At 69.3% G+C, this 25153-nt stretch carries 21 protein-coding genes; 7 read left to right on the top strand and 14 right to left on the bottom strand.

What is annotated here, in order from left to right:
* Positions 1 to 71: 71 nt before the first annotated feature.
* The gene (locus ACQEV2_RS41765; RefSeq protein WP_433055434.1) at positions 72 to 329 is read left to right on the top strand and encodes a zinc-ribbon domain-containing protein; all 258 of its coding nucleotides are present in this window, start codon (positions 72 to 74) and stop codon (positions 327 to 329) included.
* A 46-nt stretch (positions 330 to 375) separates the two neighbouring features.
* Here the strand turns inward: ACQEV2_RS41765 and ACQEV2_RS41760 are convergent, their stop codons facing one another.
* The 8 genes from ACQEV2_RS41760 to ACQEV2_RS41725 all read right to left on the bottom strand — a co-directional run bounded on the left by ACQEV2_RS41760 (position 376) and on the right by ACQEV2_RS41725 (position 7862).
* On the bottom strand, positions 376 to 738 hold the full coding sequence (locus ACQEV2_RS41760) for a tetratricopeptide repeat protein (RefSeq protein WP_433056077.1): 363 nt from the start codon (positions 736 to 738) through the stop codon (positions 376 to 378).
* A gap of 377 nt (positions 739 to 1115) precedes the next feature.
* Positions 1116 to 1955 carry a hypothetical protein gene (locus tag ACQEV2_RS41755; protein WP_433055432.1) on the bottom strand — a complete coding sequence of 280 codons (840 nt, stop codon included), beginning with the start codon at positions 1953 to 1955 and terminating at the stop codon, positions 1116 to 1118.
* A complete protein-coding gene (locus tag ACQEV2_RS41750) occupies positions 1952 to 4213 on the bottom strand; it encodes a hypothetical protein (RefSeq protein WP_433055429.1) in 2262 nt (753 codons plus the stop codon). The genes ACQEV2_RS41755 and ACQEV2_RS41750 overlap by 4 nt, the downstream gene beginning before the upstream one ends.
* Before the next feature lie 48 nt (positions 4214 to 4261).
* Entirely contained in the window at positions 4262 to 5062 is an 801-nt protein-coding gene (locus tag ACQEV2_RS41745) for a hypothetical protein (RefSeq protein ID WP_433055426.1), read from the bottom strand.
* A gap of 56 nt (positions 5063 to 5118) precedes the next feature.
* Positions 5119 to 5936, bottom strand: a protein-coding gene (locus ACQEV2_RS41740; RefSeq protein ID WP_433034809.1) for an IS5 family transposase whose coding sequence is annotated in 2 segments (ribosomal slippage) — positions 5119 to 5576 and positions 5576 to 5936 — 819 coding nt in all. Because the reading frame shifts where the segments join, the coding sequence is not laid out codon by codon here.
* A gap of 114 nt (positions 5937 to 6050) precedes the next feature.
* Complete coding sequence (locus tag ACQEV2_RS41735) at positions 6051 to 6710, bottom strand: Crp/Fnr family transcriptional regulator (protein ID WP_433055423.1); 660 nt, start codon at positions 6708 to 6710, stop codon at positions 6051 to 6053.
* A 38-nt stretch (positions 6711 to 6748) separates the two neighbouring features.
* A complete protein-coding gene (locus ACQEV2_RS41730) occupies positions 6749 to 7102 on the bottom strand; it encodes a Pycsar system effector family protein (RefSeq protein ID WP_433055420.1) in 354 nt (117 codons plus the stop codon).
* Between the two features lie 481 nt (positions 7103 to 7583).
* Positions 7584 to 7862, bottom strand: a complete 279-nt coding sequence (locus ACQEV2_RS41725; protein ID WP_433055417.1) for a hypothetical protein — start codon at positions 7860 to 7862, stop codon at positions 7584 to 7586.
* 162 nt (positions 7863 to 8024) lie between these two features.
* Between ACQEV2_RS41725 and ACQEV2_RS41720 the strand changes: the two genes are divergently transcribed.
* Positions 8025 to 9236, top strand: a complete 1212-nt coding sequence (locus tag ACQEV2_RS41720; protein WP_433055414.1) for a hypothetical protein — start codon at positions 8025 to 8027, stop codon at positions 9234 to 9236.
* Positions 9134 to 9772, top strand: coding sequence for a hypothetical protein (locus ACQEV2_RS41715; protein WP_433055411.1), 639 nt, complete (start codon positions 9134 to 9136; stop codon positions 9770 to 9772). The genes ACQEV2_RS41720 and ACQEV2_RS41715 overlap by 103 nt, the downstream gene beginning before the upstream one ends.
* 51 nt (positions 9773 to 9823) lie before the next feature.
* Here ACQEV2_RS41715 and ACQEV2_RS41710 read toward each other — a convergent pair whose 3' ends face one another.
* Positions 9824 to 10567: a hypothetical protein gene (locus ACQEV2_RS41710; protein WP_433055408.1), complete on the bottom strand. Its 744-nt coding sequence runs from the start codon at positions 10565 to 10567 to the stop codon at positions 9824 to 9826.
* 505 nt (positions 10568 to 11072) lie between these two features.
* Between ACQEV2_RS41710 and ACQEV2_RS41705 the strand changes: the two genes are divergently transcribed.
* Complete coding sequence (locus tag ACQEV2_RS41705) at positions 11073 to 11708, top strand: hypothetical protein (protein ID WP_433055405.1); 636 nt, start codon at positions 11073 to 11075, stop codon at positions 11706 to 11708.
* Positions 11709 to 11937: 229 nt separating this feature from the next.
* Here ACQEV2_RS41705 and ACQEV2_RS41700 read toward each other — a convergent pair whose 3' ends face one another.
* The 4 genes from ACQEV2_RS41700 to ACQEV2_RS41685 all read right to left on the bottom strand — a co-directional run bounded on the left by ACQEV2_RS41700 (position 11938) and on the right by ACQEV2_RS41685 (position 18303).
* Entirely contained in the window at positions 11938 to 12264 is a 327-nt protein-coding gene (locus tag ACQEV2_RS41700) for a hypothetical protein (RefSeq protein ID WP_433055403.1), read from the bottom strand.
* A gap of 210 nt (positions 12265 to 12474) precedes the next feature.
* Complete coding sequence (locus tag ACQEV2_RS41695; protein WP_433055400.1) at positions 12475 to 13575, bottom strand: YecA family protein; 1101 nt, start codon at positions 13573 to 13575, stop codon at positions 12475 to 12477.
* 128 nt (positions 13576 to 13703) lie between these two features.
* Complete coding sequence (locus tag ACQEV2_RS41690) at positions 13704 to 16874, bottom strand: DEAD/DEAH box helicase (RefSeq protein ID WP_433055397.1); 3171 nt, start codon at positions 16872 to 16874, stop codon at positions 13704 to 13706.
* 115 nt (positions 16875 to 16989) lie between these two features.
* Positions 16990 to 18303, bottom strand: coding sequence for a hypothetical protein (locus ACQEV2_RS41685; protein WP_433055394.1), 1314 nt, complete (start codon positions 18301 to 18303; stop codon positions 16990 to 16992).
* A gap of 432 nt (positions 18304 to 18735) precedes the next feature.
* Between ACQEV2_RS41685 and ACQEV2_RS41680 the strand changes: the two genes are divergently transcribed.
* The 3 genes from ACQEV2_RS41680 to ACQEV2_RS41670 all read left to right on the top strand — a co-directional run bounded on the left by ACQEV2_RS41680 (position 18736) and on the right by ACQEV2_RS41670 (position 22819).
* Positions 18736 to 20094 (top strand): hypothetical protein, encoded by a 1359-nt coding sequence (locus ACQEV2_RS41680; RefSeq protein ID WP_433055391.1) that lies wholly within the window; start codon positions 18736 to 18738, stop codon positions 20092 to 20094.
* A gap of 41 nt (positions 20095 to 20135) precedes the next feature.
* Entirely contained in the window at positions 20136 to 21206 is a 1071-nt protein-coding gene (locus ACQEV2_RS41675) for a DUF6615 family protein (protein ID WP_433056074.1), read from the top strand.
* 134 nt (positions 21207 to 21340) lie between these two features.
* Positions 21341 to 22819 (top strand): hypothetical protein, encoded by a 1479-nt coding sequence (locus ACQEV2_RS41670; protein ID WP_433055388.1) that lies wholly within the window; start codon positions 21341 to 21343, stop codon positions 22817 to 22819.
* Between the two features lie 17 nt (positions 22820 to 22836).
* Here the strand turns inward: ACQEV2_RS41670 and ACQEV2_RS41665 are convergent, their stop codons facing one another.
* Complete coding sequence (locus tag ACQEV2_RS41665; RefSeq protein WP_433055385.1) at positions 22837 to 24612, bottom strand: hypothetical protein; 1776 nt, start codon at positions 24610 to 24612, stop codon at positions 22837 to 22839.
* Positions 24613 to 25153 lie beyond the last annotated feature (541 nt).

Genomic DNA, 25153 nt, shown 5'->3' with positions numbered 1-25153 from the left:
CTCTAAACCGCCGCACGGGTCAGTCGAGCGGATGCCCCCGATGCGCTCGCCGACGCACCGTCGCCGCCAGGGTGCGCCCCAAGACCGGCAAATCCCTGCAGGACGTGCACCCTGCCCTCGCCGGCGAGCTCCTCGAAGTGATCGACGAACCGAACCTGACCTCCAAGGACCTCCGGCCGAGTTCCACCAAACTGTGCCGGTGGGCCTGCTCGAAGCCTGGCTGCCCGGGACGCTGGGACGCCACGCCCGATCAGCGCTCCCGCCGCGGCGGCACCGGCAAACGCTGCCCGGTCTGTCACCCGCCGCGCAAAAGCCCCACCCGGCCGTGATCCCGGCCTGCCTCGCGCCTTCTCACCGCGATGCCGGTCAGGCCCGTCACCGCGTCACGTCGCCGCCCACCCCCGCCGGTCCGGCCGGGCCGCGTGTGCGTCTCCACCAGCGCCACGTGTGCTGCTCTCGCCAGCTGCGCAGCCGGTTGTCTACCGAGATCGTGTACGGATGGCGGGGGCCGAATGTCGCCCGGTAGCCGGCGAGAGAACGCTCCAGCACGAGGTTGACTTGGCCTGTGAGGGTCGCCGGGTGTGTTCGGCCCAACAGCCGTTGACGAACGGTGACGGTGTCCTCCAGCAACGCAACGGCGCTGACGGAGAACCGAAAGCGAAGGCCTTCATCAGCGGCTTCGGAAGCCCGTGCCTGATGTGTCCGCTGCCAGGCTGTACACCAACTCCCGTCGTGCAGGTGCTGCCATGAGGTCTGCTACTCGTGCAGCCACTGCCGGGTCTGGCCCTCGTCTGGTCTGCTGGGCTACTACACCATGTCTCCGGGCAGGCCGTGGAGGTGATGGCGGGTGGCCCAGTAGTACCGCTGCCGGTCCACTAGCCAGGGCGGGTTCCACCAGGTTTCCAGGTCAGTGAGCTGCCGACCCACACTGTCGCGGGTCGTTCTTTGTGCTGCAGTGCGTGTGCTTTGAGCTGGCGCCGCCCGGCACCGGGGCAGGCTAGCGTGAGCCGCCGGCGCCATTGCGTCCCGCCTCGTCCGCAGCGGACGAGCGGACAGGGCCAGGCACATCGGGGAACTCGGGGGCGGCCTGGTGTCCGTGGAGCCGGTAGACCATTTCATCGGGTGCTCGCAGCATGCGTGCTTGCCGCCAGGCCGTGTCGTAGGACAGAGGTGTCTTGCTTCGCCGTTGCAGGAGCAGGGCCTGCAGACTGGGTCAGAGGGGAGAGCAGGGCTCTCCACAGGACAAGCTTCATCGTGAGAAGTCCTTGTTCGTGGACGTGCCGGGCCGTGGGGTGGACGTCAGCCGGCGTTCGCCTGCGCGGGTGGAGTGCCGCCGTTGAGTGTGGTAACGGCGTTGAGCAGGGCGAGCATCGCCAGCTGCTGCTTCTGGTGTCGTTGAAGCCGTCGCCGAGCTGTTCCCACTGCTCCAGCAGCGGATACCACCACTGGTCACAGGCTTTGATCATGCGGGCAAGGCGCTGCAGCGCGGCAGTCTCCTCATCCGGCAGGCGTTCGGGATGGTTTTCGAGGCGGTCGAGTACGACGAGGCCGGGGTGGTCGTAGAGGTGTGCCTTGAGGAACTGCAGACGCCGGACGCGTTCGGTGTCCGCAGTGCGCTGCGCGAGACGTTCCCGGGCGTCCGGCGACAGACGCAATACCACCTGGGCTGTCAGGATCCGGTAGTAGCGGTTGCTCTCGTGCGGAGCGCCCAACGTGGCGTTCAGGGCGTCCTGGGCAGCGGGCAGATCGGAGGCGTCCCAGCGTGCCGCCGTCTCGGCGGCCTTCTGATGGATGCCGGTGCGCACAAGGTCTTCGAGGTTGGCGTGTTGGCGCAGCGTGGGGCGCCAGCGCAGCGTGTAGGTGGCTTCGAACGGGATGCCGGGGGTCGCGCTGGCCAGCAGCCGTGGAAGCGGGCACGTGGTCGTGCGCAGTGCCCGCTGCCAGGGCCACCTCATGTCGGGGTCTTCGTAAGAGAGAACACCTGCTGCAGGCGAGGATCGACCAGGTGCTGGTAGAAATCCTCGGCCGCGTTGACGCCCTGGGGCGTCGTGATGTCGGCCAGGGCTCCCATCAGCTCCATGCCGGCGTGGAACAACCTGTGATCGCGCAGGGCCGGCAGGAGCTGGTCGCGCAGACGGTCGTAGGAGACGGGGTCGGGCGCGCAGGTGCGGATCCATCCGGTGAGGTACGGGATGATCTCAGCCGTCGTCTCCTGGGTGCTGAGAAGGTCCTGCAAGGCCCGCTGGACGTCGATGTCTGGGGCGTCGTCGGACATGAGCCAGGGCACGCCGTCGGCCTGGAGCGGCATCAGGGCCATGAAGGCCAGACTCCCGCTCTTCGGGGACGCTTTGGACTCCTGCCAGTCGCAGACCTCTGCCACCAGGCGGCCGGTGCCCGAGGGGCGGTCAGCCAGTTCTTCGAAGGTCTTGAGCACGTCGCGGCGCAGGGCCGACTCGTTCGTGGTGTGCGCGATGCGCCGCAGCCGCACCATGGCCCTCTTCGCCGTCGATGCATTGGCAGAGTCGTCGTGCAGGACGCGACGGCAGGTGGAGATGACGGTCGGCGCGTAGTCCTTCTGCTCGGCCCAGCGGTACAGGACGTCCCAGGCCTGGCGGCCGACGTGTTCGTCGTGCACGGCCACGACCAGGACGGCGCTGAGCAGGTCCGGGCGGGCCTCGCGGGCGATGGTGCCGAGGGTGTTGAGGTGGGTGGCTGTGCCGTGGCGCAGGGCCAGGGTGGAGAGGGCGGCAACCGAGGGAACTGCTGTGTCGCTGCCGGCGCTCTGCACCAGCCAGGCAAGCATCGCCTCGCGCATCGCCTCGTAGTTGTCCCAGACGTACTCGAGGATGGCCCGGCCGTAGGCGGGCCGGTCAAAGAGCACGGTGTCGTGGGAGCCGACAGCAGCGCCGACATCTTGGATGCGCCGGCGCAGCCCACGTCCGGCGAAGGCACTCTGAGCGGGGGAGAATCCCGACGGGTTGCCGACGTCCTTCGGGGTGAGGGCCTGTTGCAGGGCGCGCGCGGTATTCGCCACAGCGGGCAGGGGAGCCGACTGGTGCACGGACAGGGCCAGCAGCAGGCAGCGGTCCTCCAGCGTCAGGGACGGGTTGGCGGCGTCGTGGGTAGTGGCCAGCTCGCCAAAGAGCCGGTCCAGGTGCTCCCTCCAGTCCGACAGCGCCGCGGTGATGCGGTCCTCCAGACTGAGGTCGGCGTCGGCCGGCCCGGACTGGTAGGAGGTCGATGACGTGCGCGCGTCCTGCAGGCGCCTGTGCTCCTGCCAGGTCATGGCGATGGTGCCCGCAGCACGTACGGCCGCGACCGCGTGCAACCCCTGCAAGGAAGCCCTGGCCTTCGGGAAGGACCGGAGTTCGGCAACGAGCGGTGCGTGCCCGGCGGCGTTCAGGTGTGCCTCCACCACCCGCTGGGCATTCGGAGGTTCGGTGAGATACACGACGTGCATGCCCTTGCGGGTGGTCAAGCGGTCGTCCCAGAGTTCCTCGGCGACCGTGAGCACCAGATAGGAGCGGCAGGTCTCGAGGTCGTCGGCGAATCCGCTGAGGGAGTTGAGGAAATCGGCGGACGGCCGGTCGGTCTCGGGATCCTTCAGATCGAGCTGGTAGGCGTGCTCCTCTTCCAGCGGCAGCCGGCCCTGAGTCGGAGTGCTCCAGTCCGCATCCAGCTTGACCAGTGCGGTCGCCCTGTCGGTGTGCTCGGCCAGCAGCCGCAACGCGAAGGTGGTGGCACCGAAGGAACGGGGCGCCACCACGACCGTCACTCGCTGCCGCGGCCGCGGCACGTCCGGGGCGAGCGCCTGCTGCCAGGCTTCGGCCCATTGCCCCTCGCGTACGAAGGGCTGGCCCAGGACATCCTCGCGGTCGAGCTGCCCGCCCTCCAGCAGGTCCCGCTTGCGTGTTTCCTTGATGAGCTTATGGATGCTGCCTGCGACCACATCGATATTGCCGTGCAGATGGGTGCCGGGTTCGTTGACGAGGATGACGCCCGGCACAACCTCCTCCAGACGGCTGTCCCCACGCGGGCTGTCAGGGACGTACGCCTGCGCCGGCACACCGCCCGAGGGATGCTCGTCCGGCCGGTTCGGTTCCTGCCGCCGCCAGGGCGGCCGCCAGCCGCCGGATCCGCTCGACTCCTCCCCAGGCAACTGGGAGGTGCCCGGCTGGTCGGGCCCTAACGACCCGAAACCCTGTTCTGACATGCGTTACCTCGTCTGTGGTGTAGGTGTGTTGCTTACGCGGCGGCGGGGTCAGCGCCGAGGGCTGTTGTGGTAGTAGGTGCCGACGTTGCCGATGACGTTGGTGTCCTTCATGGAGCCGAGGAACTGCATCGTCGTCCCGGAACCTGCGGGGACCGGCGGCGGATCAGCCGTGCCTGCTCCGCCGTTCGGGGCCGGCTCGGTGACGTAGCGCTGCAGCGTTTCGGCGGCCATCCCCGGGACATGGAGCCGGCAGTGTTGCTCGAAGCCCGTCTTGCCCTCAACGCGTGCGACAGCCTTCAGGAACTGGGTCTGCAGCAGGTTCGGCGTGCGCCCGGCGTGCACGGTGCGGTCAAACACCGGGGTGGACAAGACGGCCGCTACATAGGCCCCGTGATCCGTCGCCGCGGTCATGGCCTGCCGCACTGCCTCGCTGTTGACCAGTCGGCATGCGTCGTTGATGGCGTCGCCTCGGTGGTCGGGCAAGGACAGGGGGCCTACGTGGACACTGACGCGCAGCCAGATCGTGGATCCGCCGGGCAGCCGCGTCTGGTCGTAGCGACCGAGTGCCGCGTTCAGGTGCCCGAGCAGGGGGTCCACCAGCCGTGCCGTGTCACGAGCTGGTACCACGCAGATGGCGCCGTCACCGGTGTCCTGGTAGGCGCCCTCCCGCGACCGGGGATCGTCGAGCCCGCACTGCGGGAAGACGGTGCTGAGGAGGATGTCGTCCAGGTCGGAACGGATCGGAGCCATCTTCGCTTCAGGCAGCTGGCTGTAGTTTTTCATGTCGACGACCAGGAGCGCATGCTCCGGCGGCACATCGAGACGGTCCGGAGGGACAGAAGGGTCCATGGGCCGGGCCTTTCAGTCATGGCGGTCACAACAGGCGCCATGCTGATTTACTGGCCCTAACAAAGCCTCTGGACGTGCCGATGGGTGATCAGGCAGACGGCAAGTCCGAGGAACGCCTCGTGGATGTCGTCGCGTCGTTCCCACCGGATCCGCAGGCGGCGGAAACCGTGCAGCCAGGAGATTGTCCGCTCGACAACCCAGCGGAAGGTGCCCAGGCCGGTGCCGTGCGGTTGTCCCCGCTCGGCGATCGCGGGCCTGATCCCGCGCTGGCGCAGGAGCCGGCGGTACTTGTCATGGTCGTAGCCGCGGTCCGCGAAGAGCATGTCGGGCCGTCGGCGCGGTCGGCCGACCACTCCCGCCACTGCCGGGATCTTGTCCAGCAGTGGCAGCAGTTGAGTGACGTCGTTGCGGTTGCCACCGGTCAAAGACACCGCGAGCGGGATGCCCTGCCCGTCGGTGATGATGTGGTGCTTGCTGCCCGGGCGTGCACGGTCGACCGGGCTGGGCCCGCTTTTGGGCCTCGCCGTGCGGCCCGGACGTGGGAGGAGTCGATCACCGCCCGCGACCAGTCCAGCTGGTTCTTCGACCGCAGCTTGTTCAGCAGCAGCTGGTGCAGCTGGTCCCAGACGCCTGCCTCGTTCCAGGCCGCCAGGCGACGCCAGCAGGTCATGCCCGAACCGAAGCCGAGCTCCTGGGGCAGGTACTCCCATTGGATGCCGGTGTGCAGCACGAACAGGATGCCGCACAAGGCCTGACGGTCGGGCACTCGCGGCCGTCCCTCCACCAGCTTCGGCGGAGGCTCGGGCAGCAACGGCTCGATGAGCGACCACAGTTCGTCCGACACGATCCACGGCCGCGACTGACGCTTCCCCACGCCCCCTCAACGAGCGACAAAGCAGACAGTCACATGATCAACCCGCTTTTGTTAGAGCCAGTTAGACCCTCTGGCGGTGGTGCCCAGAAATGGGCACCACCGTGATGCAGTGCGTCACGTCCCCGCGTGGGCGTGCGTCTGGATGGCCGCGATGTCGCGGATGACGAGCCCTCCACCGGGCGCAGTGTCCAGCCAGCCCTGCTCGCGCCACGGCCTGAGAGCCACGCCGACAGCATTGCGGGAGGCGCCGATCATCTGGGAGAGCTCTGTCTGCGTGAGACGAACCGGCAACTCGCGTGCCGCTGTGGAGGAGACATCCGCTAGACGGGCCAGGGCCGAGGCCAGCCGGGCGGGAACCGACGCGGTGGCCAGCTCGAGCCGCACCGACTCCGCCTCTCGCACACGGGCAATGGCATGCCGCAGCAGCGACGCCAGCAAGTCGTACTTGTCCACGAAGGCAAGGAAGTCCGCGGCCGGGATGATGTGCACGCGGCAGGTTTCCGCCGCGATGACCGACGCCGTGCGCGGCTGGGAGTCCAGCACTGCCAGTTCGCCCAGCAGTTCACCGGCCCCCCGCACGGCCAGCAGGGTCCGTTCCCCACTCAGGCCCGTCAGCGTCACGAGGGTGGAACCGGAGTCCAGCAGAATCACATGCGTCCCGGGATCGCCCTGGCGTAACAGCACGCTGCGCGCCGGCCGCACCCTCCGCGGTGCGAGATCACGCAACTGAGACCACAACTGCTCACCGATCACCGTGACATGCGGCTGATACACAGTCCCCCCTCTGCGACGCCCTTCACGCCCAGATGGTCTCAACATGGAATGTAGGTGATCAACAGCCCAATTCCGGCCATCGCCAGGGCGGCCATCACCAGGTCCGCTGCAAGACGGACCGCCCGGAACTTCCGCCGTGCCAGGACAGCCATCACTGACAGCCGTCGCTCCTCCAGGCTCTGCTGGCTCACGCTGCTCATCGCAGCAAACGACGCCACCAGCGGCCCGGCGTCCGCTCCCCGCCGCAACCCGAGTAGCTCGCCAGGCGTACCGGCCCGGGGAAGGACCGGACGAAGAGCCCACAAGGCCGCGCCCACCGCCGCTGCCAGCAGCACCGACGCCGACACCAAGGCCATGACAAGGCCTTGGGGGGCGTCAATTCCGGACAGCATCGCTACAGCAGCCGCCAGAAGCCCCCCCGGCGGCCCCGCACAGCGCAGTGGCCTTGCCATCCGCCCGCTGCAACTCAACCACCATGTCCGCAGCCATGGCCCGCAGTCGTACCAGCGGCTGCTGTCCGCCCGTTGCCACCGTGCCACCTGCCCTGTCCTCCATGAAGCACCCCCTGCATCTCAGGCGAACCCCATCGCCGTGCCGAGGTCTTGACTGTCCTCCGATCCGGCACCGGGCAGTGCCCACCACCGGGCACCATCCAGGCGTCATGGGCCACCGCAACGGCAGGTCCTGGCCGGGTACGTCCTGCGGCGGCGACGGACGACAGGGGCGTTTCAGAACCGCCACGTCTCGTCTGTTTCACCGGAGGGCCTCACGCGAAGGGCGGGGCAGATGCGCCCTCGGCATCCCACAGGTGTTCCGAGACAGCACGCAGCCACGCGCCCCAGCACGTGCTGGCTGCTGCCGTGCCCGGCGGGCTCAGGACGCCGTGCCATGCGTGTCGTTGTCCCAGTGGTGTGATCGGCTGTGCGCCTGTGGGTGATCGGCAGGGGCGGCAGGCAGCGAGGACGACAGCCCGGACGGCCGGGCGCTGCCGTCGACATCGCGCCCAGCTCGGAGGAGTTGGGCAAGGACGGCGGCGGCTGCCTGTCGGCGTGCGGGCTGCGTGGACCACACCGCGGGCAGCACGACGCCCGCGAACACGGAGAACACCAGGGCCAGCACCAGAGCCGGGACAGGGGCGATGAGCCAGGACATGCGCACTCCTCAAAGGGGATGGGGTTGTGTCGCATCGACCGTGACGGACGGCAGGCCCGGGCTGGGGTTTCGCTGAAAAGTCCCAAAGCAGACGGGAGTTGACGCAGGTCACTGCCTACGCTGCCAGAGATCACACTGAATCAGCGTGAACGGCGGGGGTGGGTGCGTGAGCGTGGGGAGACCTCGGGACCGGTAGCGGTCTTCTGCAAGCTGCTGGGACGCCTGGTGAGCGAGTGCGGCGTTCAACAAAGCGACCTGGCACGCGCCGTGAACCGCAGCCCCGCCGCCATCTCCATGCTCCTCAACGGGCACCGCTCCACCCTGCCCCCCTGGGACGATGTCGCCCGCATCGTGGAGTACTGCCACCAACGCGCCACCACCACCCCGCCGTCCGGACTCACCCCCGACCTGGCCTACTGGCGCCACCGCCACCATGAGGCGGAAACCGACGCCGACCAGGCGCCACCGCGGCCACGCGCCGCCAAACTGCCTGCTCCGCCACGCGCCGAGACCATCCCCGACGACTTCGTGAGCGCCGTGAGCGTCCTCATCGGAGAAAGGACGGGCTTCGACCGGCTGACCGCAGAACTGCTGGAGCCACTGAAGCTGCACGGCGCCGTCGTCACCGATCTGAACGCCGTGCTGGAAGGGTTCGCCGACCGGGTAAGGGCCAGCTGCGGCACCACCCGCACCGCCCTGCTGCGCGCGGCCGATCTGGTCATCCTGGTGACGGCGTTCTGCGAGGCCGTGGGCACCTCCGGCATCTACTACACGACAGAACTCGGGCACGAGCAGGCAGACCTCACCGGCGACGTGGTGGCCGAACTGGAGCGCGTCACCCTGGGATCACAGCGCGTGCGGCATCCCGCCGAGCTACGCGCGGAAATCGCCGCCGCCTATGCCTACGCGGCCGACACCGTGTGCGACGAAAGCGGCGTGGGCGGCCAGCAGCCAGACAAACTCGCGCACCGCGCCTGGCGCCGCTACCAAGCCCTGCTGGCCCAGGTGACGTGGGAATGCCCCGAACTGCGCCTGACCTCCGAGACGGAAGATCCGCCCGAAGCCCTGGACCCGACCGAGGCCGCGACACCGGCCGGCCCACCCAGCCGGGGCCTGGCCGGCCTGTCCCGGCTGCTGGAGACCTTCGCCCAGGACAACGCCGCCCCGGCCCCCGCGTACCAGCAGCACCTCCGTGCCCCGCTTGCCCATGTCGAGGAGTCGGGCCCCGCATCCCCCACCTGGAAGCCGGCTACATCAACCCCGCCTTCCGCGTGGCCGGCCGCTCAGGCGACCGCACCCTGGCCCGTGACGACTGGTGGGAGGCCCAGCCGCTGTGGGGCGACCTGGAGGACTTCCTCGCCGCCCATCTGCTGACCGAGGACGCCACCCGCGCGCCGCTGCTGGTCCTGGGCCATCCCGGATCCGGCAAGTCGCTGCTGACCAAGCTGATCGCCGCCCGGCTGCCCGCGGCGGAATTCTTCTGCCAGCGCGTCGAACTGCGCCACCTCCCCGCCGACCTGGACATCCAGGAACAGCTCGAGGAGGCCCTGCTGCGCTCCACGGGCCGCCGCATCCCCTGGCCGGACGTCGCCGACCCGGACGCCGGCGTCGTCAGAGTCGTCCTCCTGGACGGCTTCGACGAACTGCTCCAAGCCGCGGCCGACCACATGGATCCCGCACGTCACTTCACCTACCTGCAAAGCGTCCAGCAGTTCCAGCAGCGCGAGGCCGACCACGCACGCCCCACGATCGTCATCGTCACCAGCCGCACCGTGGTCGCCGACCAGGCCCTGACCCCTCATCCCAGCACCGTCATCCGCCTGGAACCCTTCGACGCAGACCGCATCCGCGACTGGCTCCAGGTCTGGAACACCACCAACCGCCGCTACTTCTCCACCCACGCCCTGTAGCCCCTCACGTGGGAGGTGGTGGGCCGCCACGAAGAACTCGCCGGCCAGCCGCTACTGCTGCTCATGCTCGCCCTCTACGACGCCTCCGACAACGCCCTGCACCAGCTGCACGGTGAGGACATCCAACGCCTGAGCCTGTACGAGCGGCTCCTGACCGAGTTCGTCCGCCGCCAGGTCACCAAACACAACGCCCTGCCGGCCGACACGGAAGCCGCCCGCGTGGAACACGAACTGCAGCGCCTGTCCGTCATCGCGATCGGCATGTTCAACCGTCACCGGCAGGGCATCACCGCCACCGACGCCGAAAAAGACCTGGCCGCCCTGCTGGAGGCCGCCCCTGCCGACGCCACGCCGCTGCTGTTCGGCCGCTTCTTCTTCATCCACGAAGCCCAAGCGGTCGTCACCGGCCACGAACGCCGAGCCTACGAATTCCTGCACGCCACCTTCGGCGAGTACCTTCTGACCCGGCTCGTCACCGGGGAGCTGCGCCATCTGCTGGCCACCACCAGACCGGACAGCGACCATCCCGTCGACGACGGTCGGCTGTATGCGCTGCTCTCCCACGTCCCGCTCACCGACCGGGCCGAAGTCGTGCGCAACACCAGCGAACAGCTCACCCGCCTCACCCAGGCCCAGCGCGAGCGCCTGACCACGCTGCTGACCAGCCTCTTCAACCAGGGGCCCGGCGACACCCACCACCGCACCCAGGTGCCCTACCGCCCCGCCGCCACCCACCGCACCCAGCAGGACGCCGTCTACAGCGCAAACCTGCTCCTGCTGGCCGTCCTCGCCCACTCCACCCTCCGCGCCTCCACCGTTGTGGGCACCCGCAACACGGCCGACCGGTGGCGCCGCTACACCCTGCTGTGGCGCTCGCAGTTCAGCGACGGGTCCTGGGACGCCTTCACCCGCACCCTGACCGCCGAGCCCTTCACCCATCCCGCCACCGGCCCCAGGGACGTGCACGTGGGGCTGGCCACGCACCAGCCCGAACAAGAACTCGGCTGGGCCGTGAACCTCGCCACCCGGGACGACACCACGACACAGACCTTCCACCATCGCGACGGCGCCGCCCCGGCCGGCCTGTACCGGCAGGCGGCCTTCACCTACGACCTCGGCGCACAACACGTGCTGCACGCCGTGGCGCCGGTCCTGCACCGGATGCCCGCCGCCCTGGAGACCTACCACGGGGTGGACCGCCAGCGCAGCCTGTACCTCGCCCATGCGCTGATCTGTCTGCTGTACCGGGCCCGCCAACGAGCCCTGGCCGCCCGGCGCCCCCTATGCCGAACTCCTCCTGATGCTGCAAAGCCTGTCCGGCGACGAACGCCTGCTGGCCGCGGACATCTTGGGATGCCACCTGCTCCACGCCGCCACCGGCCTGCCCGCGAGCACTGCCATCGACATCCTCGACCAGCTGACCAGTCCCCAGTTCACCGGAGCCGGCGGCCTGTCCGCCCCCACCTGGCTGGTCCTCGCCCAATGCGTCCACGAGCTCGCCGGACGTCCCGACATCCCGCACGACCAGCTGAGCCGGATCACACGCCGCTTCGGCCACCGTGCACCCGCCCTCGATACCGGCGGCGACCCACTGACCCGACTCCTGTGCCTGCTCACCGAAGCCCAGACCAGCACCATGTGGCACGCCACCGACCACCCGCCGGGCCAGGCCGCACTCACCGAAGCCAGCACCCTGCTAGAGCGCCTTCCCCACCCCAGACCGCCCCAGGCCGTCATCGGCCTGCTCCGCCTGGCCCGCGACCTCGGCGCCGACGACTGGCTCGCCCAACACGCAGAGCCGTTGCTGAAGACACTCACCCCCGACGGACTGCAACGCCTGCGCCCCACCGACATCGACTGGCTGCAGCCCCTCGTCCGCGACGCCACCCTCCTGGACGAACTGAACCTCATCACCCGCCGCTGGCGGCAGAAGTGACGATCCGACACAGGTGTACGTGGCCGTTGCCGTCACGGCTCCCGACACCGCGTCCCGCCCAACTCATCAGTGCGAGCATCAAGTTGACGGAATGTCGACAACTGACCCGGATCGGCCCAGGTCGCGAGGCGACTCCCGGTGCGCAGAGCTGCGGGAGGGTGTGCGGGACGCTGTCGTTGGCCCGGCCGACGGGCACGGGCCCTGGCCCAGCGGCGCCCCCTCGGTGGCGTCAACCATGCCCCGGTGGGGTGGAACGGCCGAACAGATCGTCGAACGAGAACGAGAATGTGCCAGCAGCATTGCCGGGATACCCGGTGGCCGTTCCACCGGCCTGCGGCTCCTCAGTGATCTTGGTGATCACGGCATCCCAGCAGGAGCGGCACAACCAGCTGCCTTCCTGCTGGTGCTCCCTGCCGGCCCGATCCGCGGCCTCTCGCACGCGCTTGGCCAGCGCCTCGAACTTCGCCTGCCACTCGGATGCCGACGCCTGCAGCTCCGCGCTTTGACGGCGAGCGCTGTTGGCCTCGCTCTCGGCGCGTTGCTTGGCGCGGATCATCGGCCAGTTCGGGCCTCCGCCGTATGACATCGCAGTCTCTTCCGTCCTTCGTCCTTGATAGGGGTATACCCGTAACGACACGCTGGCCTGGTGCGCAACGCCGACGTGCGACAGACGGGGGACACCGAGACCGGTGCAAGTCAGTGCCGACCGGTGTGGCACAGCCAGCCTGCGGCGGACTATCCAGCCGGGAAGCCGCGCGAGGCGCTGTCAGCCGGCAATTCCAGAGGGGTGGCAGCGGCGGGCCTTGCGGCCTGATCCGCAGGGGCAGGGCGCGTTCTTGGCCACACTGCGCCCGGGGCCCTGCGGTGAGGGAGGACTGGGGCGGCGGACCATGCTCTGCCCACGGGCCCGCCAGCGTTGCAGCGCGGTGGGAAACTGGCCAGCGCGCTCGAGCACCCAGGGGCCGACGGCACTGAACGCCTCGTCACCAGAGCCATCGGAGAACTCGCGGATTTCCTGCTCGGTCCCCTTCAGCAGCAGTCCGGCGACGACCGGGTAGCTCTTGCCGCGGTACGGGCCAAATCCCTGCACTTCGAAGATGTCCTTGGCGAAGGCGGCTCCCGCCGCCAGCGCCGCACCGGCCACCTCGCCTCCCTCATCCAGCCGGTTGAACAGCCTGATGAGCTCACGTTCCGGATCGCTGGCCGGAAGGTCTTTCTCTCGTTCCAGGGCATCGGCGAACCGCCCGCGGATGTCGTCCGGGGTGCGGTAGGAGAACTCGTCTGCCTGGCCCCGGTGCTCGAAGTGCAGGGTGTAGATGCCGGGCTGCAGCTGCGACTCGTGGGCGGTTACCGCGCTGGTGGACTCGAAGCCCGCGAATCGCACCATGGGGTCGCGCACCGTTCCCTTGCGCATCTCGTCCCCCAGACGCGAGTGAGGGGAGAACAGGTAGGGGCACACTTGCGCCGCATACAGTGCGCACACCTCGTGCACCGGGGCCTCCCCGCTGATGACGGAGGACGGCAATGGCCCCTCTTGGAAGACCATTTGCCAGCGCAGCTCGTCCGCGAAGGGCATACCGCACACCGCACACCAGTCGAACGCGGCCAATGCCAGCTTCCGCCGCTCGCTGATGCCGCCGAAGTTCACTTCCTTCGGGCTGCGGTCCACCGTCGCAATCACCGGATAGCCGCGGCGGTCGACCTCGAGGTGCCTCATCCTGCGGGGCAACGCAACCGTCCCCTGCGGCGTGTGTTTCACCCTCATCCCCCTCACACTCGGCCCGATCACGCTCGGGCCGTACGAACAAGAAGTCATCATGCACGGCAAACCGTCAGACGTCTCACGAAAGATGATGTACGAGCTCATGCACCCACCCCGGGGGCCATCCGGGTCTGCGCGACGGACCAGCGCCTACGTGCCGCCGCCCCGACTGGTACCAGGGCGGCACCCGGGCAGTGCCTGCAGCTGCCCGGCTGCGCAGCTCGCCCGCGGATCTACCGGCTGCAGTAGACAGTGAAGTCGCCGGCGCTGGTGTCCCGCACGAACTTCTCCGCGCCCGCGAGCAGCAGGAGCTGCTCGTCGGTGGCTTTGCGCACCTGAAGTCCGGGCTGGGCGATGATCGTGTGGAAGCGGGGCCGCAGCAGGCGGGCCTGGTCACGGATGGCGAACAGATCTTTGGGCCCGCCGACTTCGTAGGGCGAGATACCGCCGGTGCGCCGGGCATACTGCACGGCCCGGCCGTGCAGATGATCCAGCAGGGGCAGGGCGTTCTGGCGCCGCCACTTGGCACCGCGCATCGCCTGGCCGCACACCTCGTACAGGTCCTTCAGCCGCGTACCGGGAGCGGGCTTGGAGGAGTACTTGCAGTGCACGAGCGTCACGTCCAGGTAGCGGCCGTCGACCCTGAGGCCTACGAGGTCGGCTGCCTCGCCCGAGCCGTCGTCGTCGAGAAGGACGTCGAAGGAGCCGGTGGCCTGCAGGTGGGCCGACATGTAGTACTGGATGGAGTCGGTCCGGCGCTGCGGCTTCTGGGACTCCTTGCTGAGGTCCACGCCTTGCCACTCCAGCGGCGTGAGCAGGGACGGGTCGTAGGGGCGGCGGGTGTAGCGCGGGGCGATGAGCTTGCCCTCGTCGTCGATGAGGCGGTCGCCCTCCAGGAACAGGTCAGGCCGGTGCGTGTTGAGCCATTCCTCCAGCGGCTGCGGCTCGGCAGTCGGGCCGCTGCCGACGATGACGGCATCCTGCTCCCGCGGACGGTAGACCAGGCCCTTGGTGTCGTAGTCCGCCTGATAGGCGACGCGCCAGGCGGGGGTCGTCAGGGAGAAAAGGAACGGGCCGGTGGGGGAGTAGTCGTCGACCCCGAAGTCCACGTCGGTGAGCGCGTAACTGCGGTCGTCGTAGGTGAGGGTGTACCGGTCGCGGGAGCCGAGGTAGACCTGCCAGGGCCACTCCACGCCCAGCAGCGCGTACGGCGGCCGCGCGGTGATGTCCTCGGGGATGATGAACCCGTCGAAGACCCGCTCCAGGTCGATGGTGCTGTCCAGCAGCTTGGTGCCCTGCTCGTCGCACCAGTCGGTCCAGGCCTTCAGGCTCGGAGCAGTGGCGGGGGCCCAGAACCGGCCCGAGTGCGCCGCACTGATCGAGACACTGTCACCGTCGTCGAAACCGGACGCAGCGATGTGGGTCTGGCTCTTGTGCTCCTGGGCGGTCGTGAAGCCCTGCGAGACGTCACTGCCGACGTGCAGGGAAAACCGCGTGAAGTAGTCCCGGGCATCCTTCAGGCCCACGTTGGTCGGCACCAGCCGGTCCAGGCGGGCCAGCACCCGGAAGGTGCGCTTGCCGTTGATCAGCTCGCAGTCTTCACCCAGCACCGCCTCGGCCAGGTCCTTGTAGGTGCTCGACTTCTCCGAGCCGTGGATGTACAGCAGCCGCCGGGTGGTGTCGAAGTAGAGCACGATCAGCTCGTAGACGACCTGCTCCAACTCCTGCGGTGCGCCCCAGCGCACGGGGGTGCGCCGCTCGATGACATACCAGGCGACGGGGGAGTCCTCGCCGCCCAGCGCCATGGCGTCGTCCAGGACGCGCTCGTTGTCCTTGCACAGTGTGAGGGCGGCCTCGGGTCTCCACTCTGCGGTGGCCGCGCGGTAGGCGACCGCGCTCATCTTCGGCTCCAGCACGCTGACCGCAACGTCCTCAGGCGCGCCGGTGAACGTGGTGTCGAAGGCGCTGGTCTCCTCCGCGGCCAGGGTGGCGCGGTCGGTGAGGTCGCGCAGCAGATGATTCCAGTCGGCGTCCTCGCGCAGCAGGCGGCGCAGCGGTGACGCGCCGGCGCCCGGTTCCTGCGCGACGAACACGGTGGCCTCACCCAGCCCGCCCGCGGCCCGCGTGAACCGGCCGATGAACTGGATCATCGGGCTCAGGCTCTTGCGGGCCGCGTGCATGGCCGCAATCTTCAGGGCCGGCTCGTCGAACCCCTCACCGAGCATGTCGACACAGACGATGATGCGGCACTCGCGCTCCCGCAGCGCGGTCACGGCCGCCTTGCGGCGCGTGACACCCACGTTCTGGTGGACCACGGTGGGATGGAGGTCGGACGCCAACTCCTGGTAGAGCAGGCCGAGTTCCTCGGCCTTCGGGATGCTCTCGGCCCGCGCCATCAGCAGGTGGTCGTGGCCGGCTTCCAGATCAGCGCGCAACTGACCCACGGCCAGCTCGGCCAACTCCCGGTCGACGTCCTCGACACCGAACACCGCCCGGTAGTTGATGCGCCTGAAGTACTCCAACCGCTGGGCCTCCCGCAGCGGGAAACGGAATACGGTACGGCCGGGCAGTCGGCGGCCGTCCTCCCGAAACGGGGTGGCGGTGAACAGCAGCACCGGACGGTCGGAGAAGTCGTCGATCACCCGCGCCCACGTATCCGCGGGGGAGTGATGCGCCTCGTCCACGATCAGATGGGAGAACGACGACAGCAGCGCCGTCCGCACATTTCCCACGCTCCTGCTGAGGATCTGCGGGGTGGCGACGACTACATTGCAGGCTGCAACGAACCGCGCCGCCTCGTCAGGGTTCTTGAACCCGTGCTCGAGCCGGCCCACCCGCGGTCGCAGGGCGGCGGGAGTGACGATCTGCTCCTGCTGCAGGATGCCGAGCGTCTCGAACTTCCCCGCGATCTGGTCTCGCAGCGCCGCACTGGGCACCAGCACCAGCAGTCGTTCCATCCGAGCGGCCACCAGCAGCGCCAGCATGGTCTCGGTCTTGCCGGTGCCGGTAGGCATGACCACGATGCCCGGGTCGGCAAGGCCCGAGGCCCAGTGGCCCATCACCGCGTGCAGGGCGCCGATCTGCGGGCGGCGCAGGCTGCGCGGCTCACCGTACGGGCGAAAGCCGATGGCCTCCCGATACGACTCCACCACCGTCAGCGGCGTACAGGAGAGGCTGCCCTGCCAGCGCACCTCGCGGCCGGACCGGCTGGGCAGCACGGCCGTCAGCCCGTCGGTCGCCTCCGCTGCGGTACGCACGGCGGGCCAATTGCCGTAGACGTTGGAGACACGCAGCAGCCCATCTTCGTCCGTGACCTCCAATGAGCCGCCGGGGATCAGCAGTTGGCGGACCTTGTTGCGCTTGAATCTCTCTTCAGCCCACACGGGCTGCGTGCTCACGTTCATACCGGGTGCTCTCTGTTGCAGATCTGGGTGACGGCCCGCCGTGGCCGGGGCAGATGAGGGAGGCGATTGCGAGGGATTGCGGATCGGCTCACGCAGCCCGGGCGATGCCCGCGGTTCAGCGGCGGTGCCCGCGCTCGGCAGAGCGCGCAGGGACGTTGAGGAAGTCCTCGAACCAGTTGTCCGGATGCAGGGCGGGCGGGACGGGGGAGGCCCCTGCACCGTCTGCTGCATCGGAGCTGTACTTGCTGTCGTACAGCCACAGCACGTCGTGGTCCTGGAAGAAGAAATCCGAGCACGCGTCGAAGTCGTAGTCGTCACGGTGCTTGGGCAGCGCCGCATGCGCGCTGTCGCCGGCTTCCAGATGGGCGGGGGCATCGCCGAGAGCGAGGTGCAAGACCATCTCCTCGGCCGCACAGGTGGGCCGGGGCCAGCTGCCGCGCCGGAGGTCGCCTGCCAGATCGTCGCAGGCCCGAGCCAGGTTGCGGCGCCACTGCATGTTCTGGCGCCACGTCACCTGGGGCAGGCGGGAGAAGAAGCCCCACGCACCGTCGTCGTCCTGGGTGACCGGACGCTCACCCAACTCGGCGGCGTCGTCGTAGGCCGCCTCAGCAAGCTCGTCCAGCGCGCTGAAGAGCAGATCGGCCGTGCGCGGCGTGAACGTCCAGTGACACTTCTGGCAGTCTTCCTCCTCGCAGTCGCACGCCGCGGGCAAGGCGAACAGCGAGGCGAAGTCCGGCTGCGGCTCCTCAGGGGCAGGCGGAGTCGCGCCGGGGTGCGGGGATGCGGCATAGGGGTTGGCGGCCTGCTGGAGCCGCCAACCGGTACCGAAGTTGATGCGGACGGGTTCGGTCGACCAGTCGGCGACCTCGTCTCCCCGTGCGGACAGCAGCAGATGGCCTTCCTGCGCATCGGTCAGCCAGTCCATGCCGGGCAGCTCTCCCGCGGTCTCCGCAGCGAACATGACCGCGCCCACGAGATCATGCGGGTCGTCCTCGCTCAGTTCCTCATCCGGTATCGGCTCCCAGCCGCCGGCCGCCGCGGCAACGAGCACCTTGGCCTGGTCGTACACGTGGAACTCACGCAACTGCACCACCCGTACCACCGGGCCCGGCAGGTCGGCCAGCCGGGCGTCCTTCGGCGATCGGGTAGCCGAGACGGGAAGCTCGGGCTCGTCCAGCGCCGGCCCCTCGAGCGGGTCGTCGTCAGGCCAGGAGAACAACGCGGGGGCGGCACTGGGCCACACGCCGGCCCGAGCACGCTCCAGGGCCTGACGGAAGGACGCGGCCGGGGCGTCCGGCAGCGCCGTGGCGATCTTGCGTGCCGTGATCTCCTGCTGCTCAGTGAGGGCCCCGTCGAGAGCGGCGGACGACAGCAGCCCGGCCGCGTGCTGGGCCACGTGGGCGTCCCGGCAGGTGAACACGGCCTGCACGCAGGCGGGTCCGTTCGCATGAGCCAGCAGGACAAGGACACGACTTTTACTGCTTGCGTGCTCGCAGAGAAAGTTACGGGGTACGGCCGGAACCGGTGGGGCTGACACAGGGGCGCTCCAACGACCGCGGCCAGCCACGGGCCAACCGCATACGACAGGGAAAGCTGCTGGTAGGCGCGGTACAGCCGCATCTCCGGACAGCGCAAGAATCGAAAGGTGACTGGTGTCGTCGATGCGATCGACAACCCGGGTCCGCGAACGACCATAGCCGGTCGGCCCGTCCGCGTAAGGCTTTTCGGCATCATTGTCCCCGGCAGGCCAGGACAGCGCCTGCAGGGTGCCTGCGTCACGCGCGCGTGGGGCGGCCGCGGGTCCTTCATCCTGGGTTGCATCCGCGGCGGCTGTCAGACCTGCCCACTACCCTCCCCAGACATGACTGCATCCCGCCGTCCGGCACGCGAACTGCCCGGCGACCCGGCCCGGTTGCGCCTGGTCTACACCCACGACCATCCCGTCGAGCCCTTCGACTTCGAGGACACCCTGGAGCAGTGGCACGTCTCGGTGCGCCTCTTCCACGGAGAGGAAGAGGAGTGCCCCCAGGGGTGCAGCGAGGCCTGCGAGCGGGCCATCGAGGAGGGCACGGAGATCGGCTACCTGCTCCTGTGCCGGCTGCGTGACTACACCGCAGACAACCGATGGGAGGCCGCCGACGCGGAGTCGGGCGATCTGGAATCCATCGCCTCTACCGTCCTCGACCCCCGGACCGGGCAATACACCGACGCCTTTGACGAGGCCATCGAATGCCCGGTCGGTGACCTGCTGATCCTCGACCGGGTCTTCCTGGACAGGGCGTGGCGCGGCTTTGGACTCGGTCCCGTCCTGGCCGCGGAGGCGATCCGGCGTCTGTCCGGCGGTTGCTGCGCGGTGGCAGCTGAACCCGGCATGGCCGAATGGCCCGACAACCGGGAGGAGGCGTCCGAGTCCTATCGGCAACAGGCCCGCCGCAAGATCGCCGCATTGTGGGAGAGCATCGGATTCACCCACTTCCAGGACGGCGTCTACCTGCTGGACCCCGCCTTGCGGCAACCGGGCGACCTTCTGGCCCAGCGGCGCGAGGAACTGCTCGAGCTCTCGCAGGCCTACCGTCCACGTGCCGCCTCGCTCACGATCGTTCGGGAGAAGGAGCAGGAGGAGCAGGAGCCCGCGGCAGCGCGGGGAGCGTCGGACCAGCAGCTGCACGCTCAGGAGGGCTGGCTGGAGACCATCGGGAGCGTGCGTGCCCGGGACTCCCTGCTCTATCTGCAGGGCCGCTGTAAGCAGGCCGGGTGGGACAGCCGCGACAAGCGAACAGCACTGGCCCTGGCCGCCGACGTGACAAGTGAAGCGGATCTGCGGGAGCTGGGCGCACAGCTCGGAGACGTCCACTTCGGGCTGCACAAGGCCTTTGCCGACGCGGTCACCTTCTCCGCCGACTCCTTCGACGTCCGCCCCTTCCGGGAGGACCCCGGCCAGCTGGGGCCGCTGGCCGGAGTGTGGGTGTACGGGTCGAACCTGTACGGCCGGTACGCGGGCCGTTCCCACGGAGTGGGCGAGGCCTGCCAGCATGCGAGGTCCCTGGGCCCGGGCCTGGAACGGATCTCCCTCGCGCAACTGCTGGAGCTGGAGGACTTCTGGCAATGGAACGGGCCCATGTGCTCGTTCTGCAGCGGCTGGTCGGGACAGCGTCTGACCGAAGAGCAGTACACGCACTACCTGAGCGCCACGGCAAAACCGCGAACCACCGCCCCCTGAACGCGCAGTAGCGTCGGTAGAAGCCGGGGGAGGAGTTCTTGGTGTCGTTATGTCTGTGCGGTGAGGAAATCGCTGACCGCTTCGTGTTCTGCCCGCACTGCGGCGTGGAGTTGCGCGGGCCGGGGCAGGCGGCCGTCCTCGGGGTCTCCCCAGAGGCCCGTTCGGTGTGCCGGACCCTGCGCGCCTGCGCCACGCGTACCTTCGAGCGGCTGGCGCTTGACCACTTCACCGGCTCCGCGTCGGGGGAGGAAATGTACACGCAGCTCAACCTCGGGGATCTGCAGCGCCTGCACAGCGACCGCATCGTCGTGCGCGAGTTCCACCGGCGTCAGGAGGCTCGCAACGGGGCCGACTGGGAGTGGTGGTTCCACACGGCAGGCCGGGGATTCGGGTTGCGCGTGCAGGCCAAACGCGCCAAGCGCGGCGGTGGATACGACCTTGAGCATGTGGTGCGCACCACCGGTGAGCGTCAAAGCGAGTTGCTGGTCCGCGATGCGCTGGCCGCCGGCTGCCTGCCCGTCTACGTGCTGTACAACCACCGCAATTGGGTGCCGAGGTCACCGACAGGCCTGGTGGTCGACTGCCGTCACGGCCGCGGCTCGCCGACCCAGCTGGGATGCACCATCGTGTCCGCCTTGACCGTGCAAGCCGTCCTTCGGCACCGGCCGATCAGGGCGTCCTATGTCCGGGACCGGAGCGTGCCGTGGCATCGCGTCCTGTGTGATGCGCCGGATACCGGGCGGAGCGGCCTTGAGGCAGCTCATGCGGCGGTTGAGGATCTCCACCGCCGCGGGAGCGATGACCTGAGGGCTGCGGCTCAGGCCGAGGTGGACCGGCTGCGCACATCAACTCGCCGGGACGCAGCGGCCCGTCCCGGGCCGACGGGTGGCACTGGTGGTGGATCAGCGCGGCCCAGGCGATCGACGCCCGCGGCGGCAGCTTGGGGGCGTGAGCCGCTGGATGACCCGGTCTACCCGGGGCTGGATGAGCTCGCCGGTCATCCGTTGTCCCGGCTGCCCGACCGGGTGAAATCCATGATCCGCGAGCGGGGCTTCGAGCCGCCTGACGCACGCGCGGCCGGAGTGGTGCTGGTGGACCTCACGGACGTCTAGCTGTTGAGGACGGCCGCGGCCCGCCATCGTCATGTCAGCCTGCCCGGTGCCTGACGTCATCCGCCTCAAACGACACCACTCGCCCGGGTGACGGAAGGCCTGCCACCGGTGCCCGCCTTCTACCATCGGCGTCCGTGTCATCTCCACGCCCTGCCGCCGGCGCCCGCGTCATCTACGCGCTGGTCGATCCCCGGGACAACACCCAGCGATACCTGGGGCAGATCCCCGTCCCCACCCAACTGCCCGTCTCCCAGGCCGTGTTGAAGAGGCAGCCCGCCGCCCGTGCGGTGGCCACCTGGGTGCGGGTGCTGGCGGAAGCCGGCCACACCCCGGCAGTGGAGGTCGTCCGTGACCAGGTGCCGGCCGCCGAGTCGAAGCGTGTCCTGCAGGAGGAGCTGACCGAGCGCCTTGCCGCGGGAGCCCCGCTCCTGAACGAACAGGGCGCCGCCAAGGGGCGCAAGCTGCGCCAGGAACGGGTGATGGCCCAGCGCGCAGCCGACGAGGCCGCCGCCTGGGCCGAGATGGCGCACGCCCTGCGCACATACCTCGGCGGGCCCCTCCCGCCGAGTTCCACGACGGCGATGCGACTGCCCGAGCCGGTCAGGACTCACATCCCCCTGCTGCCCGACACCGATCGCGACACCCTGACCTTCTCCGAACGCTTCAGCACCCGGGAACACACCGACCGCCTCGAAGGCCCACTGACGGACGCGGTCGACGCCCTGTTCTACGAGTTGCAGGACCTGCACAGCTACGGCGACAAAAACTCCCGCCAAAAGCTGCACTACCGCATCTGCTCCATCGCGCTGCGCCGACGACGTACTGACCTTGCCCGGCTGGAGCAGATGATCGGGCTCGTGCCCTGGTGCATGTATGCCGTCGCACCCTGGTATCGCATGGCCCAGGCCGGCCGCCTGGTCGACAGCCCCGCCCAGTTCATCCGGTGGCTCGGCGACACCCCGGCGGCCCGCGCGCTGCAGCTGCTGGCCGGTGAGGAACGCCGGTTGTGCCTCATGCTCGAGCACGCCCACGACGATGGGCGGGTGCGCCCGGAGACCTGCCTGCTGGCCACCGCCGCCGCCCACTGCCACCTGGACATCCCGGCTCCGCTGCAAGACCAGGTGCGCCGTCTGCTGGCGGATCTGCTGCGCGATCCGATGCTCACCCAGTCGATGGCGGATCTGCTGCTGCGGCTGGATCCGCAGGCCCTGCGCGCGCTGGGGCCGGATGTGGCGCCCGGGACGGACGAACGGCTGGGGCTGGCGGCGGGCACCACGGCACGGGTCCTGGCCGACCTCGCGGCGCACCGTGCCTTCGACAGTAACCGCCAGCTGCGGCAGGCCGCCTGGCGCGCATCGGGCAGGGCGCCCACGGTGGACGTGCCCGACTTCGGCGGCTGGTCCGGTCCGACCGTGCCGACCATGCGCGTGGTGTCCGCCAACCTGGTCCACGCCGGTGTCCTGGCTGCGCCCGAGGGCCGATCGGCCGCCGAGTACGTCACCGGCGTCCAGCGCCTGCTAGCGCCCAACTACGACACCCACGCCGCGCGATGGCTGGCCGACGAGCCGGCCTACGGACGCGAAGGGCCGGTCGACCGCACCGACTCGTCGTGACTGACGCTTCCTGCTGGTCAGGCCGCCTCGGCATCCAGCTGGGCGGGGATGTAGCGGTTGCTGCGGTCCAGGCGGATCTCACGCACCCCGGTGAGCGGGTGGGCGAGGGGATCGTTGACCGCGGCGATGATCTGCATCGGTGTTCCGTCCGCATCAGCGACGGCTGCCGCGTCGGCGAGCTGCTCCATGAGCCGCTCGGCCATCTGCCCGTCCAGGCCCTGGCCGCCCAGCCCGCTGAGCGGCGAGTCGACCATGAAGAACAGCGGGAGCAGCACCGTCGGCACGGCACGGGCCAGATCGCGCAGGGCCAGCATGGCGCAGAGGTTGGCCAGGGTCTGCGGGCCGCCGGCTACCGCCTGGTCGTCGAAGGCCAGCCCGTCCACGTGGGGCAGGAACGTCTCCGGATCGATGTGGGCATGCCGCACGTCAGGGTTGATGGCCCTGAGCCGGGCGAGGAAATGGTGCGACCACTGCTCCACCAACTGCTTGAGCTCTGTGGCGAGTTTCTTCTCCGCCTCCTTCCACACCTCGTGCGCTTGGTCCTTCGCTTCCAGCAGGCGGTCCCGTTCGGCCTCCAGCGCCGCCAGCACCCCGACTTCTTTGATGCGTTCCTGGAGCTGCTCCAGGCGTCCGGCCAGGTGAGCGGCCTCCTTCTCGTGCGCCAGGGCGGAGGTCCGGCACGGGGCGAGGGTGGAACGCGTGAAGTCACTGATCGACTGCTCGGCCGCCCGCACTACCTGGCGGGCCGTGCCTTCCGCCTCGTGCGCCCGTGCCAGCTCGCTCTCCAGCCGCCCGCAGGCCTGCCGCGCCGAGGCGAGCGTCTGCTGCGCCTCGGCCAGCCGGGTTGCCTGGTCAGCCAGCCGCTGGGCGTGCAGCCGGTCTTGCTGCTTGCATACCCGGCAATGGTCGTCGGGGAGGGCGTCCACCTGTAGCACCTGGGTGCACTGCGGGCAGTGCTGGGGTACGGACGTCTGCTGCTTGAGCCCCTCCAGGCGGCCTTCCAGACGGCCCTCATGGCGCTGGGCCTGCCGCAGCCGCTCCTCCACCGCGCCGGTATGGCGGCGCGCCGACTGCTGTGCCGCCCTGGCCTGGTCGCGCTGCTTATCCAGCTCGGCTACGTGCCGTTGATGCCTGCTCAGCTCCGCCTGAGCCTGCTGCACCCGCTCGGCCACGGCCGCGTGCTCCTGCCTCCACAGTTGCTCGGTCGCCTCCAGGTCCATCGGGCCGGGCAGCCCGGCGTCACGGCGCGCCGCGAGCATTGCCGCGGCTGACGCCTTCGCCTGTGCGTGGGCCGACTTGGCCTCCTGGAACCGCTGCTGGAGGCCGTCGATGTGCTCGTCGTGCAGGCCCAGCAGCACCCGCCCCGTCAACCGGCGGACCGCGTCGCTTCCTCCGCCCAGGTAGGCGGTGGCGATGGTGGATTGCCGCAACGCCATCCACCGCTCCACCTCGGCCAGCCCGACCCGGCCTCCGCCGCTGCCCAGCAGCGGGATGCCCAGCAACTCCATGACGAACTCGCCGGCGCTCTGCTCGCCGCCGCGTTCGCGAGCGACTGGTCGGCGTACCTGGCCGACCGTCGGGTCGCTGAGATTCTCGAAGCACACATAGCCGCCGCGGTGCACAGCCGGCCGCGTCGCCTGCCACCGTGTGTCGCCGACCCGGAAGACCAGCCGGACCTGGGTGCACGACCGCACCGCATGCATGATCTTTCCGCTGTTCAGTCCCAGCGGGTACAGCAGGGATTCAAAGCCCGTCGACTTGCCGGATCCTGAGCAGCCCACGAGCAAGGTCATCACGCCGGTGAAAACCTGGCCCACCCAGGAGCCTTGGACTTGGAATTCGTGACGTTCGATAATGAAAGATCGCCGGCGCACCGCGCATACTCCCTCCGCCCGGCCCGCATGGCCGAGTGCCCTGGCGCCAACGAACGGCCTGCGCCGCACGTGACGGGTGGTGGCGCATCTCATCCGCACGGATGATCAGCAGACGCGACTCCGCGGGCGTGGCGTCCGGCCGGCCCCGCGCGGCCACCTCCACCGCTTCAGGCCGCTGCCACGACACCGCTGCCGACGTACGGCCTCGAAGCACCACCCACGGCGCCAAGGCATCGCCCGGTGGTGACGAAGGGGACTCCCCTTGGAGCGTCAACCCGGCACCACAGCGCAGAATTGACGCGATGTCACCCCCACGCAGACGCCCCAGGCTGCCTGGGCAAGCGCATCCTGCCCGGGGAGTGCGTCACAGGGCCACCCACCGGATCGCGTGAATGCTCGACCATCACACGAAGTAGCGATAAGGCGATCGCATCCACTGCTCTTCGTGTCATCGGTCGTT

This window comes from Streptomyces sp. CA-251387, from assembly GCF_050936625.1.
Taxonomy (GTDB): Bacteria; Actinomycetota; Actinomycetes; order Streptomycetales; family Streptomycetaceae; genus Streptomyces.
The sequence above is the reverse complement of the archived record's forward strand: the minus strand, read 5'-3'. Positions and strand labels throughout refer to the sequence as shown.

Excerpts from the sequence above, each read along its gene's own strand:
- ACQEV2_RS41750 (WP_433055429.1), bottom strand. The coding sequence starts at position 4,213 with ATGTCAGAACAGGGTTTCGGGTCGTTAGGGCCCGACCAGCCGGGCACC.
- ACQEV2_RS41745 (WP_433055426.1), bottom strand. The coding sequence starts at position 5,062 with ATGGACCCTTCTGTCCCTCCGGACCGTCTCGATGTGCCGCCGGAGCAT.
- ACQEV2_RS41725 (WP_433055417.1), bottom strand. The coding sequence starts at position 7,862 with ATGTCCTGGCTCATCGCCCCTGTCCCGGCTCTGGTGCTGGCCCTGGTG.
- ACQEV2_RS41705 (WP_433055405.1), top strand. The coding sequence starts at position 11,073 with ATGCTGCAAAGCCTGTCCGGCGACGAACGCCTGCTGGCCGCGGACATC.
- ACQEV2_RS41755 (WP_433055432.1), bottom strand. The coding sequence starts at position 1,955 with ATGAGGTGGCCCTGGCAGCGGGCACTGCGCACGACCACGTGCCCGCTT.
- ACQEV2_RS41700 (WP_433055403.1), bottom strand. The coding sequence starts at position 12,264 with ATGATCCGCGCCAAGCAACGCGCCGAGAGCGAGGCCAACAGCGCTCGC.
- ACQEV2_RS41730 (WP_433055420.1), bottom strand. The coding sequence starts at position 7,102 with ATGCTGTCCGGAATTGACGCCCCCCAAGGCCTTGTCATGGCCTTGGTG.
- ACQEV2_RS41695 (WP_433055400.1), bottom strand. The coding sequence starts at position 13,575 with ATGAGCTCGTACATCATCTTTCGTGAGACGTCTGACGGTTTGCCGTGC.
- ACQEV2_RS41680 (WP_433055391.1), top strand. The coding sequence starts at position 18,736 with ATGACTGCATCCCGCCGTCCGGCACGCGAACTGCCCGGCGACCCGGCC.
- ACQEV2_RS41665 (WP_433055385.1), bottom strand. The coding sequence starts at position 24,612 with ATGACCTTGCTCGTGGGCTGCTCAGGATCCGGCAAGTCGACGGGCTTT.
- ACQEV2_RS41690 (WP_433055397.1), bottom strand. The coding sequence starts at position 16,874 with ATGAACGTGAGCACGCAGCCCGTGTGGGCTGAAGAGAGATTCAAGCGC.